This is a genomic window from Paraburkholderia phenazinium, from assembly GCF_900141745.1.
Lineage (GTDB): Bacteria > Pseudomonadota > Gammaproteobacteria > Burkholderiales > Burkholderiaceae > Paraburkholderia > Paraburkholderia phenazinium_B.
In genome coordinates this window covers 2,236,003-2,252,085 of sequence record NZ_FSRM01000001.1, presented here as the reverse complement: position 1 = coordinate 2,252,085, position 16,083 = coordinate 2,236,003, and the positions used below count along the sequence as shown (strand labels likewise).

The 16,083-nt window shown below is 63.9% G+C and carries 11 protein-coding genes; 4 read left to right on the top strand and 7 right to left on the bottom strand.

Annotated elements, in window-relative coordinates; translation table 11 throughout:
* Positions 1–93: 93 nt before the first annotated feature.
* From kdsA to BUS06_RS10255, 7 genes are all read right to left on the bottom strand, one after another.
* Positions 94–948, bottom strand: a complete 855-nt coding sequence (gene kdsA, locus BUS06_RS10285; protein WP_074264172.1) for a 3-deoxy-8-phosphooctulonate synthase — start codon at positions 946–948, stop codon at positions 94–96.
* Positions 945–2,615: a CTP synthase gene (locus BUS06_RS10280; RefSeq protein WP_074264171.1), complete on the bottom strand. Its 1,671-nt coding sequence runs from the start codon at positions 2,613–2,615 to the stop codon at positions 945–947. The genes kdsA and BUS06_RS10280 overlap by 4 nt, the downstream gene beginning before the upstream one ends.
* 371 nt (positions 2,616–2,986) lie before the next feature.
* On the bottom strand, positions 2,987–3,793 hold the full coding sequence (locus BUS06_RS10275) for an alpha/beta fold hydrolase (protein WP_074264170.1): 807 nt from the start codon (positions 3,791–3,793) through the stop codon (positions 2,987–2,989).
* A gap of 66 nt (positions 3,794–3,859) precedes the next feature.
* Entirely contained in the window at positions 3,860–6,673 is a 2,814-nt protein-coding gene (locus BUS06_RS10270) for a ComEC/Rec2 family competence protein (protein ID WP_074264169.1), read from the bottom strand.
* A 141-nt stretch (positions 6,674–6,814) separates the two neighbouring features.
* Entirely contained in the window at positions 6,815–7,603 is a 789-nt protein-coding gene (locus BUS06_RS10265) for a TatD family hydrolase (RefSeq protein WP_074264168.1), read from the bottom strand.
* A gap of 25 nt (positions 7,604–7,628) precedes the next feature.
* Positions 7,629–8,369 carry a lipoprotein-releasing ABC transporter ATP-binding protein LolD gene (lolD, locus tag BUS06_RS10260; RefSeq protein ID WP_074264167.1) on the bottom strand — a complete coding sequence of 247 codons (741 nt, stop codon included), beginning with the start codon at positions 8,367–8,369 and terminating at the stop codon, positions 7,629–7,631.
* The gene (locus BUS06_RS10255; RefSeq protein ID WP_074264166.1) at positions 8,362–9,615 is read right to left on the bottom strand and encodes a lipoprotein-releasing ABC transporter permease subunit; all 1,254 of its coding nucleotides are present in this window, start codon (positions 9,613–9,615) and stop codon (positions 8,362–8,364) included. Before BUS06_RS10255 ends, lolD begins: the two co-directional genes overlap by 8 nt.
* A 322-nt stretch (positions 9,616–9,937) precedes the next feature.
* Between BUS06_RS10255 and BUS06_RS10250 the strand changes: the two genes are divergently transcribed.
* The 4 genes from BUS06_RS10250 (at position 9,938) to lysS (ending at position 15,796) form a co-directional block, all read left to right on the top strand.
* The gene (locus tag BUS06_RS10250) at positions 9,938–11,095 is read left to right on the top strand and encodes a regulator (protein ID WP_074264165.1); all 1,158 of its coding nucleotides are present in this window, start codon (positions 9,938–9,940) and stop codon (positions 11,093–11,095) included.
* A gap of 52 nt (positions 11,096–11,147) precedes the next feature.
* Positions 11,148–12,854 carry a single-stranded-DNA-specific exonuclease RecJ gene (gene recJ, locus BUS06_RS10245; protein WP_074264164.1) on the top strand — a complete coding sequence of 569 codons (1,707 nt, stop codon included), beginning with the start codon at positions 11,148–11,150 and terminating at the stop codon, positions 12,852–12,854.
* A gap of 168 nt (positions 12,855–13,022) precedes the next feature.
* Positions 13,023–14,127 (top strand): peptide chain release factor 2 gene (gene prfB / locus BUS06_RS10240; protein ID WP_143787488.1). Its coding sequence is split into 2 segments (ribosomal slippage): positions 13,023–13,103 and positions 13,105–14,127, totalling 1,104 coding nucleotides; the frame shifts between segments, so codons are not numbered across the junction.
* A gap of 142 nt (positions 14,128–14,269) precedes the next feature.
* Complete coding sequence (lysS, locus tag BUS06_RS10235) at positions 14,270–15,796, top strand: lysine--tRNA ligase (protein ID WP_074264163.1); 1,527 nt, start codon at positions 14,270–14,272, stop codon at positions 15,794–15,796.
* Positions 15,797–16,083 lie beyond the last annotated feature (287 nt).

The window sequence follows — 16,083 nt, the reverse complement described above, 5'->3', positions numbered from 1 at the left end:
CACCTTGGACGACCATTGGGTTCAGATCGGGGTTCAAAGCGGATTCAGACGCACTGCGCCGGCTAGCGGGTCGACACAGCACACGGGTCAGCATCAGTTGAAATCGCTTTCGAGGAACGGCGTACGCTTCACAGCCCGATCGAGCGTCACCAAAGTTTCGAGCAAATCGGCCATACGATGCAGCGGCACAGCGTTCGGACCGTCGGACTTCGCTTCCGCAGGCTTCGGATGAGTCTCCATGAAGAGCCCGGCCACACCGGTCGCCACAGCAGCACGCGCGAGCACCGGCACAAATTCGCGCTGACCGCCCGAGCTGGTGCCCTGCCCGCCCGGCAACTGCACCGAGTGGGTAGCGTCGAACACGACCGGCGCGCCAGTTTCGCGCATGATCGCGATCGAGCGCATGTCCGAAACCAGGTTGTTATAACCGAACGAGACACCACGCTCGCAAGCCATGAAGCGGTCTTCCGACAGACCTGCTTCACGCGCAGCGTCGCGTGCCTTGTCAATCACGTTCTTCATGTCGTGCGGTGCGAGAAACTGGCCCTTCTTGATGTTGACCGGCTTGCCCGAACGCGCGCACGCATGAATGAAATCGGTCTGGCGGCACAGGAACGCCGGCGTCTGCAGCACGTCGACGACTGACGCAACCTGCTCGATCTCGTGTTCAGCATGCACATCGGTCAACACCGGCACGCCAAGCTGGCGCTTCACTTCCGACAGGATGTGCAAGCCTTCGTCCATGCCCAGACCGCGAAACGACTTGCCGCTGCTGCGATTGGCCTTGTCGTATGACGATTTGTAGATGAACGGGATCTCCAGCTTCGCGCAGATTTCCTTGAGCTTGCCGGCGACGTCGATCGTCATCTGTTCGGATTCGACGACGCAGGTGCCCGCGATCAGGAAAAACGGCTTGTTCAGGCCGATTTCGAAATCGCCTAGTTTCATGCTTTCTCCTCGACGACCGGCTGCTGGTGCTGCTGATGCGCCAGCGCCGCCTCGACGAACGACTTGAACAACGGATGACCGTCACGCGGAGTGGACGTGAATTCCGGGTGGAACTGCACGCCGACGAACCACGGGTGCATGTCACGCGGCAATTCCATCATTTCCGGCAGATCTTCGCTCGGGGTACGGGCGCTGATGATAAGGCCACCGCCTTCGAGCTGGGGCACGAAGCGGTTATTGACTTCATAACGGTGACGGTGACGCTCGTTCACGTCCTTGCCATAGATCTCTTCGGCCATCGTGCCCGGCTTGATCGGGCAACGCTGCGAACCGAGACGCATTGTGCCGCCGAGGTCCGACTCTTCGGTGCGCTTTTCGACGCGGCCGTCACGGTCGTACCACTCGGTGATCAGCGCGACCACGCGGTTCGGTGTGCCGGGATCGAACTCGGTGCTGTTCGCGTCCTTCAGACCGACCACGTCGCGAGCGAATTCGATCACCGCGAGCTGCATGCCGAGACAGATGCCAAGGTACGGCACCTTCGCTTCACGCGCATAGCGGATGGCCGCGATCTTGCCTTCGGTACCGCGCCGGCCGAAGCCGCCCGGCACCAGCACGGCGTCGAGATGCTTGAGGCTCTCGACGCCTTGCGTTTCGATCTCTTCCGAGTCGATGTATTCGATGTTGACCTTGGTCGACGTATGAATCGACGCATGGCGCAGCGCTTCGATCAGCGACTTGTACGACTCCGTCAGGTCGACATACTTGCCAACCATGCCGATGGTGACCTGATGCTGCGGATGTTCGAGCTTGCCGACCATTGCCGCCCACAGGGAGAGGTCAGCGGGCTTCGGCGTGAGCCGGAGCTCTTCGCAGACGATCGCGTCCATGCCCTGGTCATGCAGCATCTGCGGAATCTTGTAGATGCTGTCCGCGTCCCACACCGAGATCACCGCGTCTTCCGGCACGTTGGAGAACATCGAGATCTTCGCCCGTTCGTCGTCCGGAATCGGACGGTCGGCACGGCACAACAGCACGTGCGGCGAGATACCGATTTCGCGCAGCTTCTGCACACTGTGCTGGGTAGGCTTGGTTTTCAATTCACCGGCCGTCGCGACCCAGGGCACCAGCGTCAGGTGCACGAAGCACGCGCTGTTGCGGCCGAGACGCAGGCTCATCTGACGAGCGGCTTCGAGGAACGGCAGCGATTCGATATCGCCCACCGTACCGCCGACTTCGACGATCGCGACATCCGGCTCACCGCACGTCGCAGACGCTGCGCCGCGCTCGATAAAGGCCTGGATTTCGTTCGTGATGTGCGGGATTACCTGCACGGTTTTGCCCAGATAGTCGCCGCGCCGTTCCTTGCGGATGACCGACTCGTAAATCTGGCCCGTGGTGAAGTTGTTGGCCTTGCGCATCTTCGTACTGATGAAGCGCTCGTAGTGGCCGAGGTCGAGGTCGGTCTCCGCTCCGTCTTCCGTCACGAACACTTCGCCGTGTTGAAACGGGCTCATCGTGCCGGGGTCGACATTGATGTAGGGATCGAGTTTGAGGAGGGTGACTTTCAGACCGCGCGATTCGAGGATCGCGGCGAGGGAAGCGGCGGCAATACCCTTGCCGAGGGAAGAAACTACGCCGCCGGTGACGAAAACATATTTGGTCATCGCTGGATGCTCGCGGGAAAAACGGATTATACCGTAAAGCAGGGTCTCAACCCAGCAAAATGCGCGGCATCCGCGCCGATCCTGCACCGTTTTCTGCGCCGCCTGTTGCTACTGCATGAAGCCCTGCGGTAGCGACGTTGTTGTTGTCAAGCGGTTGCTATCTTGTTGCCTTGCTGCTTTCCCCTTTCCTTGCGGCTGACCTGCTGCCCGGACTTCCACGTGACATGCAGGACTGCTTGCCTGCATGTTAACGCTTGCGACGTTCGTTGTGCAGGTTCAATTGTTAATGGAAGTCAAGCGCGCCTGTGGGAGCGGATAAACGGCGCCGCGCGACGTTCGCGGCAGCCTCCGTGGTGCCGTGCCACCGTTCATCAGGCAGGCGGCCGTTCGAGTTCGCGCAGCATCCGCTGCACGGCCCGCGCGGTTTCGATCGGTTTCTCCATCGGATAGAGATGGCTGCCCTGGATCCATTCCAGGTGGCCCCCGGTAACGCGGCGTGTGGCCTCCAGCCCGGCCTGGCGAATCTCCTTCGAATGGGTCCCGGCGATGAAGCCGACCGGCACCGGCGCGCCACGCGCCAGCCGCGAGCCGAGCGTGTGCGGCAAGGTCTTGTAGATCCTGTATTCGGTGCGCCGGTCGAAGGCGAGCGCGCGACTGCCGTCAGGCGAGGCTTGTGGAATGCCGAAGTCGATATAGTCGGACAGCATCCGTTCGTCCCAGCGCGCGAAGGCGGGTTTCGAATGAAAGTGGCGCCACGCTTCATCGCGGCTCGCCCACTGCGTTCGGCGCGTGCGGGTCGCGGCCGCCGGCGAGAGACGTTCGTCGAGCCCGGTCCATTGCGACACGCGTAGCATGCTGCTGCGCCAGCCAGCGATCACCGGGGAGTCGAGCATCACGACGCCCCTCACCCACTGCGGCTTCTTCAACGCCGCCATCAGTGAAAGATAGCCGCCGAGCGAATGACCGACCAGCCAGACCGGTTGCTCGTATGACCGGCTGATGTCGTCCAGCAACTGCTCCACCAGATGCGGCCAGTCCTGCGTCACAGGAAAGCGCGTGTCATGGCCGATGCGCTCGATGAAGCGGACCTCGTAGTCGTCGGCGAGCTCGGCAAAGATGGTCCGGTAGGTCGACGCCGGGAAACCGTTGGCGTGGGAGAAGTGAATGATGTTTTTCAAGTGCTGCTGTCTCCGTTCCTGATTATGTTGCGCGAGGCGCCCGGCCGGGTGTGGCGCGAGCGTCCTTCATCGGTCCATCCAGTACCGGTGATACGCAGTGCGATACCGTTCGAGCGTGAGTGTGGCGGGCGGCGATGGTGCGTCCTGCGCCGGGTCGCTGTGTGCATGAGTGCCCGCCGGCAAGGTGCCCTGCGCATGGTCGCCCGCCGCCAGGTTGCCCTGCGCACGGTTGCCCGCCGCCAGGTAGCCCTGCGCACGGTTGCCCGCCGCCATGATTTGCACCGCGCCGTCGGTGTCGCTGCGCGTGAGTTCGATGTGCCGTCCCAGATAGCGTTCGAAGACACCCGGATTCGGATGATGAAAACGGTTGCGATAGCCTACCTGAAATACCGCGACAAGCGGCTCGATAGAGTCGAGGAACGGCTCGGTCGACGAAGTCTTGCTGCCGTGATGCGGCACGACAAGGATCTGTGCGGGCAGCGCCGAGCGATCCCGCGCCAGCAGGATACGCTCAACCGGTGCCTCGATATCCGCAGCCAGCAGCGCGCTGACACTGGGCGCGGCGGGGCTGCCAGTTGTGTGACCAGGAGATTCGCCGGAGCCCGCGATACTGACACGCAGCACGCAGCAATGCGCATTCGGATTGCCTGATAACGGCCCGGGGTCGGGCCAGAGAATGCTGAAATCGACGCCGTCCCATTGCCAGTGCTGCCCCGCCGCACAGCGCACCGTGTCGGCACCGACGGCACGGGCTTTGTCCCAAAGCGCATTCGACGGCACGAGGCCGCCCAGCAACTGGCGCACCTCGACGCCTTGCAATACGGCCGGCGCGCCGCCCGAGTGATCGGAATCCTCATGGCTGATCACCATCGTGTCGAGCGTGTACACGCCGTTGGCGTGCAGATACGGCACCACCACCCGCTCGCCGGCGTGGGTCGACTCCGGCCCTGGGCCCGCGTCGAACAGCAACGCGTGATGGGTCGTTTCGACGAGGATCGACGAACCCTGGCCGATGTCGAGCGCGGTCAATCTGAACGAGCCCGACGGCGGCCCCGGAGGAGGTGGCAACAGAAGCGGCAGCCACGTTAGCGGCGCTGCCCAGCGTAACGGCCAGCCGCGCGGAGCGAGACACCAGACGACACCCACCGCCGCGACGGCCAGCACCCAGCCATTCGGCTGCGGCAAGCGCCAGAGCGTCCAGCCAGGGCCGGACAACATCTGCAATCCCGCGACGAGCAGTTCGAGCAAAGCATGGGCGGCACGAAACGCATACGCGTCGACAGGCATCGGCAACGCGACGCCGGCCAATACTGCGGGAGTGACGAACAGACTGACCCAGGGAATCGCAAACGCATTGGCGAGTGGCCCGATCAATGGAATCTGCGAGAACCAGTAGATAGTGAGCGGGGCAAGCGCGATCGTCACCGCAAACTGGACGTGTGCGGCACCGCGCATACGCTCGATGAGCGCCCGGCCACGGGCGCATACGACGCGGAGCAGGCGGGTGGAGAAATGCGTGGTAGCCTGGCCGCTAGCTGCACCGACGCCAGCACTGCCACTGCCACTGCCACCGCCACCGCCACCGCCACCGCCACCGCCACCGCCACCGCCACCGCCTGCATCAGGATCAACGCCAGGCCCACCCCCCGCTCCATCGCCGCGCTCATCCGCCCGCACACGCGGCCGCCCCGACATCGCATACAGGATCGCCGCCACCGCGCAGAACGACAGCCAGAACCCCGCGGACACCGGCGCCCACGGATCAAGCAACAGCACAAGACCAAGCGCCCAGGCCAACACCCACGACGGCGCGACACTGCGTCCGCTGACAAACGCCAACGCCACCACACCCGCCATCCACAATGCCCGTTGCGCCGGCACATTGAACCCGGCGAGCGCCGCATGCAGCGCAGCGAACATCGTCCCCGCAGTCACCGCGACGAGTTGCGCCGGAATTCGCAACGGCCAGTTGCGCCCAACCAGGCCCGACCGCCGCCACAGCGCGCCGGCCAGCCATCCGGCGAGGCCCGCAACGAAACCAATGTGCAGACCGGAGATGGCCACCAGGTGGCTCGTGCCGGTGGCGCGCATCAGCAGCCAGTCGGCGGCGCTGACCTCGTCCTGCGCGCCGACCGCGAGCGCCACGACAATGCCGCGATGCGGGGCGTCGGCCAGCACGGTGTCGATGCGCGCACGCAGTGCCGCGCGCCAGCGGTCCACGCTGACACCCAGGCCGCCCGCGTAACCATCGAGACGCCGTGCCGTAGCAGGCGCATTGACATAACCCGTTGCGCGGACATTGCGTGCCAGCAAGCCCGCTTCGGCGTCGCGCACGCCGAAGTTGGCATTGCTGTGCGGACGCTTGAGCCGTACCGTCAGACGCCAGCGCGCGCCGGGTTCGAGCAATGGCGGCGGCGGGCCCTTCTGATCGATCCACGCCAGTTGAATCGTGCGAGGAAAATGTTCGATCGGCGCAGCAACAGAATCCACGTCGAACAGAAAGCGCGCGCCCTTCTCGTCACGGCTCGGCAGACCTCGAATGGCGCCCTGCACTTCGAGGTCGCGTCCCTCCCACGCGGTAGGCAAGCTCAGGGCAAGACGCATTTCGGCCCGCCAGGCTGCATAACCGAATCCGACACATGCTGCGGCCAACAAGACCGCGCACCAACCGGTGTACACACGCCAGCGTATCCCGTACCACCAGGCTGACGCGCACCGAGCGGCCGTGCAGCTTCTCTGCCCTCGCAAGCACCAGCAAGCCCAAGCGAGCGCGCCGCCAGATATCAGCAACAGCACAAGCCACTCGCGCCACACAGGCAATGCCGCCTGCTGCTGCAAGACAATCACACCCAACGCAAAACCACACCACACTGCCCGCATTCGCCCTCCGCCCTGCTCGCCAGCCGGCCGCGCCGGACTGCCACCCAATGCCACCGGGCGTAGCCAACGCATGCAGGTCAGAAGCCATTTCAGACGAATTACCGGACGCGTGTTCCGCCCGGCGCGAACCACCAGGAAAGATTATGCAGACGAAAGTGCTAGCCGCGGCAGCGCGGCGTGAGCGTTAGCCGTTGTGCCTATGGAAAGCTCGTCTACGCCGATGCCGCGCAGTTGCGCGAGTCCCGCGCCGATGGCGGGAATCTGGTCCGGCGTATTGCGTTGGCGATAAAGCCATGAAGGAGCGATGTCCGGCGCGTCGGTTTCGACCACCAGCGCATCGAGCGGCAATTGCGCCGCGAGACGACGAATCTGCAGCGCGCGCTCGAACGTCAGATTGCCGCCGAAGCCAAGATGCATGCCGTGATCGATGAACGCCTGGGCCTGCTGAAAACTGCCGTTGAACGCATGGGCGATGCCGCGATGCACGCTATGCCGGCGCAAGCCTTTGAGCACCTGGTCCTGCGATTTGCGCACGTGGCAAATCACCGGCAAATCGAATTCGTGCGCGAGTTTCAGCTGCTCGTTGTAAAAGAACTGCTGACGCCCATCGTCGAGGCCCGCGACGAAATAATCGAGGCCGATTTCCCCAAGTCCGACAAACAGCGGATCGTCCAGACTTGCTTCGATCTCCATGCGGAGCACGTCGAGATCGGCGTCCTGCGCACCGGGCGTAAAGAGCGGATGAATCCCGAGCGCGTACGCACCGCCCTTCACGCGATGCGCGAGTTCACGCACCCGCGCGAAGTTCTCGCGCGCCACACCCGGAATCACGATGCGCGCTACGCCTGCCTCGCAAGCCGCAGAAGCGACCGCGTCACGATCCGCGTCGAATTCCGACGCGTCGAGATGGCAGTGCGTATCGATCCACATGCTGGCGCCCCGGCAGCAAAAGACGTTAGACCGGAACGTGCGGCTCTTCGTGCAGCACGCCGTCGCGCAGACGCATGATGCGATCGCAGCGCGCCGCCAGATCGGGATCGTGCGTGACGATCACGAAGCTGGTATCGAAGGTTTGCGACAGTTCGAGCATCAGGTTAAACACCGAATCCGCGGTGCCGCCATCGAGATTGCCGGTGGGCTCGTCAGCCAGCACGCAGGCCGGGTTCGTGACGAGCGCACGCGCGATCGCCACACGCTGACGCTCGCCGCCCGAGAGCTCGCCCGGGCGGTGTTTCGCGCGATGCGCGAGGCCCACGCGTTCCAGCGTCTGCAATGCCGTGCGACGCGCCTCGTCAGTTGGCATGCGGCGGATGCGCAGCGGCATCGCGACATTGTCGAGCGCAGTGAATTCCGCCAGCAGATGATGGAACTGATACACAAAACCGAGCGCGCGATTGCGTAGTTCGTTGCGCTCACGCTCCGAGAGTTTCGTGAACGGCTTACCCAGCACCGAGACTTCGCCCGTGCTCGGATCGTCGAGGCCGCCCAGCACGTGCAACAGTGTGCTCTTGCCGGAACCCGACGCGCCGACGATTGCCAGCTTCTCGCCGCGCCGCACTGACAGTTCTGTGTTGTTCAGCACCTGCACGTTCAGGCCGCCCTGCACGAACGACTTCGAGATGCCGGTCGCTTCGAGGACATACGGATGCAGCGCGCTGTCTGGGGTCATGGCCTGGCCAATGGAACGATCATTCATAACGCAGCGCCTCCGCCGGGCGAACCTTCGCACCGCGCCAGCTCGGATACAGCGTCGCCAGCGATGCCAGCACGAACGCGATCACGCCGATCCGGATCACATCTGCGGGCACCAGCTCGGACGGCAGCTCGCTGATGAAATACACCGACGGCGGCAGGAACTGCACGCCGAGCAGATGCTCGATCATGGGCACGAGCCACGGAATGCTCCACGCGATCAGACACCCGAGCGCCACACCGGTTGCGGTACCGATAAAGCCGATCGTCACGCCCTGCACCACGAAGATCTTCATGATCGAGCTGGGCTGCGCGCCAAGCGTGCGCAGGATCGCGATATCCGCCTGCTTGTTGGTCACCGTCATCACCAGCGACGACACCAGGTTGAACGCCGCCACCGCAATGATCAGCGTAAGGATGATGAACATCATGCGCTTTTCGATCTGCACGGCGGAAAACCAGGTCTTGTTCTGCTGGGTCCAGTCGCGGATGTAGAGGTCACCGGAAAGCGTGCGCGCCAACTGGTGCGCGACCTCCGGCGCGCGCTGCATGTCCTTCAGGCGTAAGCGCACGCCGGTGGGCGCAGCGAGCCGGAACAGCACCTGCGCGTCCTGAATGTTGATCAGCGCGAGCGTGCTGTCGTATTCGTAGTGGCCCGATTCGAAGACGCCGACCACGGTGAACTGCTTCAGGCGTGGCAGCATTCCTGCAGGGGTGATGGTGCCCTCGGGCGCCACCAGCGTGATCTTGTCGCCAACCATCACACCCAGGTTAGCGGCGAGATCCGCGCCCAGCACGATGCCGAAATCGCCCGGCTTCAGGTCGGACAGTTGGCCGCCTTTCATTTCCTTGTAGATATCGGACACCTGCGGCTCGAGCGCCGGGTCGACACCACGCAGCGCGACGCCGCTCACGGCGTCCTGACGGGTCAACAGCGCCTGGGCGTCGACATACGGCGCCGCGCCGATCACTTCCTTGTTCTGCTTCGCTTCCTTGGCGGTCAACTGCCAGTTCGGCATGGAGCCGGTCGGCGAAAAGATCTCGACGTGCGCAAGCACCGACAGCATGCGGTCGCGCACCTCTTTCTGGAAGCCGTTCATCACCGACAGCACGACGATCAGCGCCGCGACGCCGAGCGCAATGCCCGACATCGAGACGAGCGCGATGAAGGAGATAAAGCCGTTACCGGTCGTGCGTTTGCCGGCGCGGGTGTAGCGCCAGCCAATTGTCCATTCGTAGGGAAATTTCAAGCGAATCCTTTTCTGCGTTCTTCAGCCTCGTGCTGCGGCGTCGGTGTTCGACCGTTGGTGCAGCGCATGACGGTGGCAATCCCGCGCGCCATGCAGTTCGAGGGTCGTGACCATTGGTGCCGGATCGGGGCGGATGGTTCCGGTTCGATGCGCAAACCGCTGGGGCTGCCGGGCTGGTACCGCTTCCAGCGTCGGGGCGGTGCACCGAGCTGTCCATGCTGCACCGCACGGGTACATTACCAGAGCCTTAATACCGTCCCTTCGACGCCGCCCGTCCACTGCCGCTCATCTACCGTCGGTCAAGCGCGAAGTTTGCCATACAATGCCGAGCATCATGCACGCCAACCGTCTTCAACTCCTCCTGCCCTTCGCGCTGCCCGCTGCAGCCGACGCCTCCACCGCGCTGCATAACATCGAAAGTCCCGCCCTCGACAAGCTGGTCGCAAGAGCCACGCTGGTCGAACGGGTGATCGGCGAGGACTTCCAGCGCACGCTCCCGCACGAACGCTGGGTGGCCCGTCAGTTCGGCACGGTCGCGAGCGGCGAAGGGGCTGCGGACGAAGCGCCGCTCGCCCCCTACATGCTGCGCGCCGATGGCGGCGAACCCGGCACGTCGACCTGGGCGTGCGTGCAACCGGTGCACGTACGCATCGCGCACGACCATCTGGTCCTGATCGATCCGGCCTCGCTCGAACTGACGGACACCGAAGCCGCGACGCTGCTCGAGGTCGCGAGGCCGCTGATCGAAGAACTGGGCGTGCGCATCGAGGCGCCCCATCCATCGCGCTGGTATCTGGCGAGCGACGCCTTCGGCACGTTGGCCGGCGCGTCGCCGCTGCGTGCCAGCGGCCGCAACATCGAGATCTGGCTGCCGCACGAAGCCCACACCGGCCAGCGCTCGCGCGCCTGGATGAAACTGCAGAACGAAGTGCAGATGGCGTGGTTCGAGCATCCGGTCAACGAGGCGCGCGAAGCGCGCGGCCTGCCCGCGGTCAATTCCATCTGGTTCCATGCGCAAGGTGCCGCGCAACCGGTTAAAAGCCCGTTCACGCGAGTGCTGTCGGACGCAGCGGCGACGCGCGGCCTCGGGCTCACCGCTGGCGGGGTCGAGATCGGGCCGCCGCCGGCTTCGTTTGCAGCCCTCACGCCCAGCGCCGCCACGGCACCGCGCGCGAACGGCGCGAGCGGTGCTCAGCAAGCCGGCAACGGCGCCACAGCAACGGCATCAACAACGCTCGTCGAGCTCGACCCATTTTCCGCGCCCTATATCGAGCAGGACTGGGGCCGCTGGAATGCGGCCTTCGCCGCGCTCGAAACCGACTGGTTCGCCCCTGCTCTCGCTGCCTTGCAGTCGGGCCAACTCGGCGAACTGGGCCTCACACTATGCGGCGACACCGGCTCGGTGACGCTCAACATTACACGCGGCGATCTGCGCAAATTCTGGCGCCGCCGCGTGCTCGCATCGCTCTTTATCGAATGATGCACTTCATCACCCAGCTACCGTTCCACCGCATGTTTTCCGGCCTTTCCGCATGACTCGAATCGTTACGCGCGCCTGCTCCCCCGTCGATGCCGAAGTGTTGACCCGTCATGGCCTGCATCCGGTGCTGGCCCGTCTGTACGCGTCGCGCGGCGTCTGCCTGCCGGATGAACTCGAAACCGGCCTTGCGCGGCTGGTCGCGCCCACTCAACTGAAAGGCTGCGAAGAAGCGGCCGTGCTGCTCGCCGATTCGATCGAAGGCAAACGCCGCATGCTGGTGGTCGCCGACTACGACTGCGACGGCGCCACCGCTTGCGCCGTTGCCGTGCGCGGGCTGCGGATGTTCGGCGCGAACATCGACTATCTGGTGCCGAACCGCTTCGAATACGGCTACGGCCTGACGCCCGAAATCGTCGCGCTAGCAGCACGCAATTCGTCGGGCAAGCCGGACCTGCTGATCACCGTGGATAACGGCATCGCCAGCGTCGACGGTGTGGAAGCGGCCAACGCGCTCGGCATCGACGTACTCGTCACCGATCACCATTTGCCCGGCGACGAGCTGCCTGCCGCGCGCGCCATCGTCAATCCGAACCAGCCCGGTTGCAGCTTCCCGAGCAAATGCATCGCCGGCGTCGGCGTAATGTTCTATGTGCTGCTCGCGCTGCGCGCCGAACTGCGCAAACGCGGCGCCTTCGACGACGCGCGGCCCGAACCGCGTCTGGACGGCCTGCTCGATCTGGTCGCGCTCGGCACGGTGGCCGACGTCGTCAAGCTCGACGGCAACAATCGCGTGCTGGTGGCTCAAGGCCTGCAACGGATTCGCAAAGGCAAGATGCAGCCGGGTGTGGCGGCGCTGTTTCGCGCCGCTGCACGCGACGCCCGTAGCGCTTCCGGTTTCGATCTGGGCTTTGCGCTTGGCCCGCGGCTGAACGCGGCGGGACGGCTCTCGGATATGTCGCTCGGAATCGAATGCCTGACCACCGACGACATCGGCCGCGCATGGGAACTCGCGCAGCAACTCGATTCGATCAACCGCGAGCGGCGCGAGATCGAAGCCGGCATGCAACAGCAGGCACTCGAAGATCTGTCGTCGATCGATCCGGCCGGCTCGGCCACCATCGTGCTGTTCAACCCGAGCTGGCATCAGGGCGTCATCGGCATCGTCGCGGGGCGCATCAAGGAGAAGTTCCACCGGCCCGTCTTCACCTTCGCACCGGCTGACGAAAGCGGCGTGCTCGTCAAAGGCTCGGGCCGTTCGATCGGGGGCTTTCATCTGCGCGATGCGCTCGACCTGATCTCGAAACGCGAACCCGGTCTGATCGCCAAGTTCGGCGGCCACGCCATGGCTGCCGGCATGACGCTCGCCGCCGCCGATGTGCCGCGTTTCACGACTGCCTTCGAAGCAGTGGGCCGCGAGTGGCTCAGCGAAGACGCGCTCGCCCGTGTGGTCGAAACCGACGGCGATCTAGAAGAAGCCTATTTCACGCCGCAATTCGTCGAAATGCTCGACGCGGCGGTCTGGGGTCAGGGCTTTCCGGCACCGGTGTTTTCCGGCGAATTCGAGGTGGCGTCGCAAGCGCTGGTGAAGGACAAGCACCTGAAGCTGCAACTGCTGCGCGGCCGGCAGCGCTTCAACGCAATCTGGTTCAATCACACGGATTCGCTGCCCAACCGCACGACAATCGCCTACCGCCTCGCAAGCGATACGTGGAATGGCGTCTCGCGCGTGCAACTGATCGTCGAGCATGCAATAAGCTGAGCGGCAGTGCGTCCGCCTCGACCTCGCGTCATCCACGCCGGGGCGCCGAAATCGCGCGAAATCCCCCGCAAAACGGCCCCAACCACCCGCCGGATCGCGTATTCGCCTCCGGCGGGCAGCCTCGATCGGCTATAATTTCCCCTTTTTACGAAGCTATAAAAGATCGACATGGAAGCGGAACGTCTCAACGCGATCGAAGCCTCTCTGGCCGACCTGCGCCATCGCGCGGGCGAGCTACGGGGGTATCTTTGACTACGACGACAAAGCACTGCGTCTAATCGAAGTCAACCGGGAACTCGAAGACCCGAACGTCTGGAACGACTCGAAGCATGCCCAGGCCCTCGGCCGGGAAAAGAAGCTGCTTGACGACGTCGTCGGCAAACTCACAGCGCTCGACAACGACCTGCGCGACGCGCAGGACCTGTTCGGCATGGCGCGCGAAGAAAATGACGAGGAAACCCTGCTCGCCTGCGAAAGCGATGCAGCCGGCCTCGAACAGCGCGTCGCCGATATGGAATTCCGCCGCATGTTCTCGAACGCGGCCGACCCGAACAACGCCTTCCTCGACATTCAGGCCGGCGCCGGCGGCACCGAAGCATGCGACTGGGCCGCGATGCTGTTGCGCCAGTACCTGCGCTACTGCGAGCGCAAGGGCTTCAAGACCGAAGTGCTGGAACAGACCGACGGCGACGTCGCGGGCATCAAGAACGCCACCATCAAGATCGAAGGCGAGTACGCCTACGGGTTCCTGCGCACCGAAACCGGCGTGCACCGCCTCGTGCGCAAGTCGCCGTTCGACTCGTCGGGCGGCCGTCATACTTCGTTCTCGTCGGTGTTCGTGTACCCGGAAATCGACGATTCGATCGAAGTGGACATCAACCCGGCCGATCTGCGTATCGACACGTACCGCGCGTCCGGCGCGGGCGGTCAGCACATCAACAAGACCGACTCCGCGGTGCGGATCACGCACATGCCGTCGGGCATCGTCGTGCAGTGCCAGAACGACCGCTCGCAGCACCGTAACCGCGCCGAAGCGATGGCCATGTTGAAATCGCGTCTGTACGAAGCGGAAATCCGCAAACGTCAGGCCGAACAGGACAAGCTCGAGGCAGGCAAGACCGACGTGGGCTGGGGTCATCAGATCCGCTCGTACGTGCTGGACAACAGCCGCATCAAGGATCTGCGTACCAACGTCGAAATCAGCAATACCAAGAGCGTGCTCGATGGCGACCTCGATCCGTTCATTAGCGCCAGCCTGAAACAGGGCATCTAAAGTAAGCGCATCCGGCGCGGCGAGCTTTGCCGCGCCGCATCTTTTGACCGCCTGCTTTGGTCCGATTGCAGTCCGATTTCCGACCCGCAGGCAACCTCGTGCGGCCCACCCGCATGCAGGCCACCCCGAATACCGACCCATCATGACCGAACCGAACCAGACGAACGCTGCGCCCGAGGGGGACGAAAACAAGATCATCGCCGAGCGCCGCGAAAAGCTGCGCGAGCTGCGTGAACAGGGCGTCGCCTATCCGAACGATTTCCGCCCGACGCATCACGCGGAAGACCTGCAGACGCAATACGCCGAGACCGACAAGGAAACGCTCGAAGCGAATCCGCTTCAGGTTGCCGTGGCCGGCCGGATGATGCTGAAGCGCGTGATGGGCAAGGCGAGCTTCGCGACCGTGCGCGACGGTTCGGGTCAGATCCAGTTCTTCATCACGCCGGCTGACATCGGCCAGGAAACCTACGACGCATTCAAAAAGTGGGACATGGGCGATATCGTCGCCGCGCGTGGCGTGCTGTTCCGTACCAACAAGGGCGAGCTGTCGGTGCGTTGTACCGAACTGCGTCTGCTGTCGAAGTCGCTGCGTCCGCTGCCGGACAAGTTCCACGGCCTCGCCGATCAGGAGATGAAGTACCGTCAGCGCTATGTCGATCTGATCGTCACGCCGGAAACGCGCAAGACCTTCGTGGCGCGCACCAGGGCGATGTCGTCGATCCGCAAGTTCATGGCCGAGGCCGACTTCATGGAAGTCGAAACGCCGATGCTGCACCCGATCCCCGGCGGCGCCGCGGCCAAGCCGTTTGTGACGCACCACAACGCGCTCGATATGCAAATGTTCCTGCGCATCGCGCCGGAGCTGTATCTGAAGCGTCTGGTGGTGGGCGGCTTCGAGCGTGTGTTCGAGATCAACCGGAACTTCCGTAACGAGGGCGTCTCCGTGCGCCACAATCCGGAATTCACGATGATAGAGTTCTATGCCGCGTACACCGATTATCAGTGGCTGATGGACTTCACCGAACAGTTGATCCGCCAAGCGGCGATCGATGCGCTCGGTACGGCGACGATCAGCTATCAGGGTCGCGAACTCGATCTGTCCAAGCCGTTCCATCGGCTGACGATCACGCAGGCTATCCAGAAGTACGCGCCGCAGTACACCGACGAACAACTCGCTGACGCTGCGTTCCTACGCCCCGAACTGAAGAAGTTCGGCGTTGATGCGTCGCAGCCGCAGTTTTTGAACGCAGGCGTCGGCGCGCTGCAACTCGCGCTCTTCGAAGAGACCGCCGAATCGCAATTGTGGGAGCCGACGTACATCATCGACTACCCGATCGAAGTGTCGCCGCTCGCGCGCGCATCGGACAAGGTGGCGGGCATCACCGAGCGCTTCGAGCTGTTCATCACCGGGCGTGAAATCGCCAACGGTTTCTCCGAGCTGAACGATCCGGAAGACCAGGCCGCGCGCTTCAAGAAGCAGGTCGACCAGAAGGACGCCGGCGACGAGGAAGCGATGTTCTACGACGCCGACTACATCCGCGCGCTCGAATACGGTATGCCGCCGGCGGGCGGTTGCGGTATCGGCATCGACCGTCTGGTGATGCTGTTGACCGACAGCCCGAGCATCCGCGATGTGATCCTGTTCCCGCATCTGCGCCGCGAGGACTGATTGCGTGGATCGACTTGGTCCGACAGACAGCGGGTCCTGACTGACGCAACGCCCGGCTCGTCGCCGGGCGTTTTCATTTGAGCGGCCTGCAGGCCCGTCGGCCTATCTCCAACATCTCGGCGCGCCACCTGACAGTTTGTAACGATCGGTAAAAGGTTCCCGGCCGGAGGCGACTCTCGTCGGGATCGGAAGGCCGTGTCAGCGCTTGAAATCAGGCGCCAGGCCGCCGTCTCCGCGATGCGCTTCAAAACATCTCTGCGGACGCTACAGAACTGGTTACAAATTGA

Excerpts from the sequence above, each read along its gene's own strand:
- recJ (WP_074264164.1), top strand. The coding sequence starts at position 11,148 with ATGACTCGAATCGTTACGCGCGCCTGCTCCCCCGTCGATGCCGAAGTG.
- BUS06_RS10280 (WP_074264171.1), bottom strand. The coding sequence starts at position 2,615 with ATGACCAAATATGTTTTCGTCACCGGCGGCGTAGTTTCTTCCCTCGGC.
- BUS06_RS10270 (WP_074264169.1), bottom strand. The coding sequence starts at position 6,673 with ATGCGGGCAGTGTGGTGTGGTTTTGCGTTGGGTGTGATTGTCTTGCAG.
- lolD (WP_074264167.1), bottom strand. The coding sequence starts at position 8,369 with ATGAATGATCGTTCCATTGGCCAGGCCATGACCCCAGACAGCGCGCTG.
- lysS (WP_074264163.1), top strand. The coding sequence starts at position 14,270 with ATGACCGAACCGAACCAGACGAACGCTGCGCCCGAGGGGGACGAAAAC.
- kdsA (WP_074264172.1), bottom strand. The coding sequence starts at position 948 with ATGAAACTAGGCGATTTCGAAATCGGCCTGAACAAGCCGTTTTTCCTG.
- BUS06_RS10265 (WP_074264168.1), bottom strand. The coding sequence starts at position 7,603 with ATGTGGATCGATACGCACTGCCATCTCGACGCGTCGGAATTCGACGCG.
- BUS06_RS10250 (WP_074264165.1), top strand. The coding sequence starts at position 9,938 with ATGCCGAGCATCATGCACGCCAACCGTCTTCAACTCCTCCTGCCCTTC.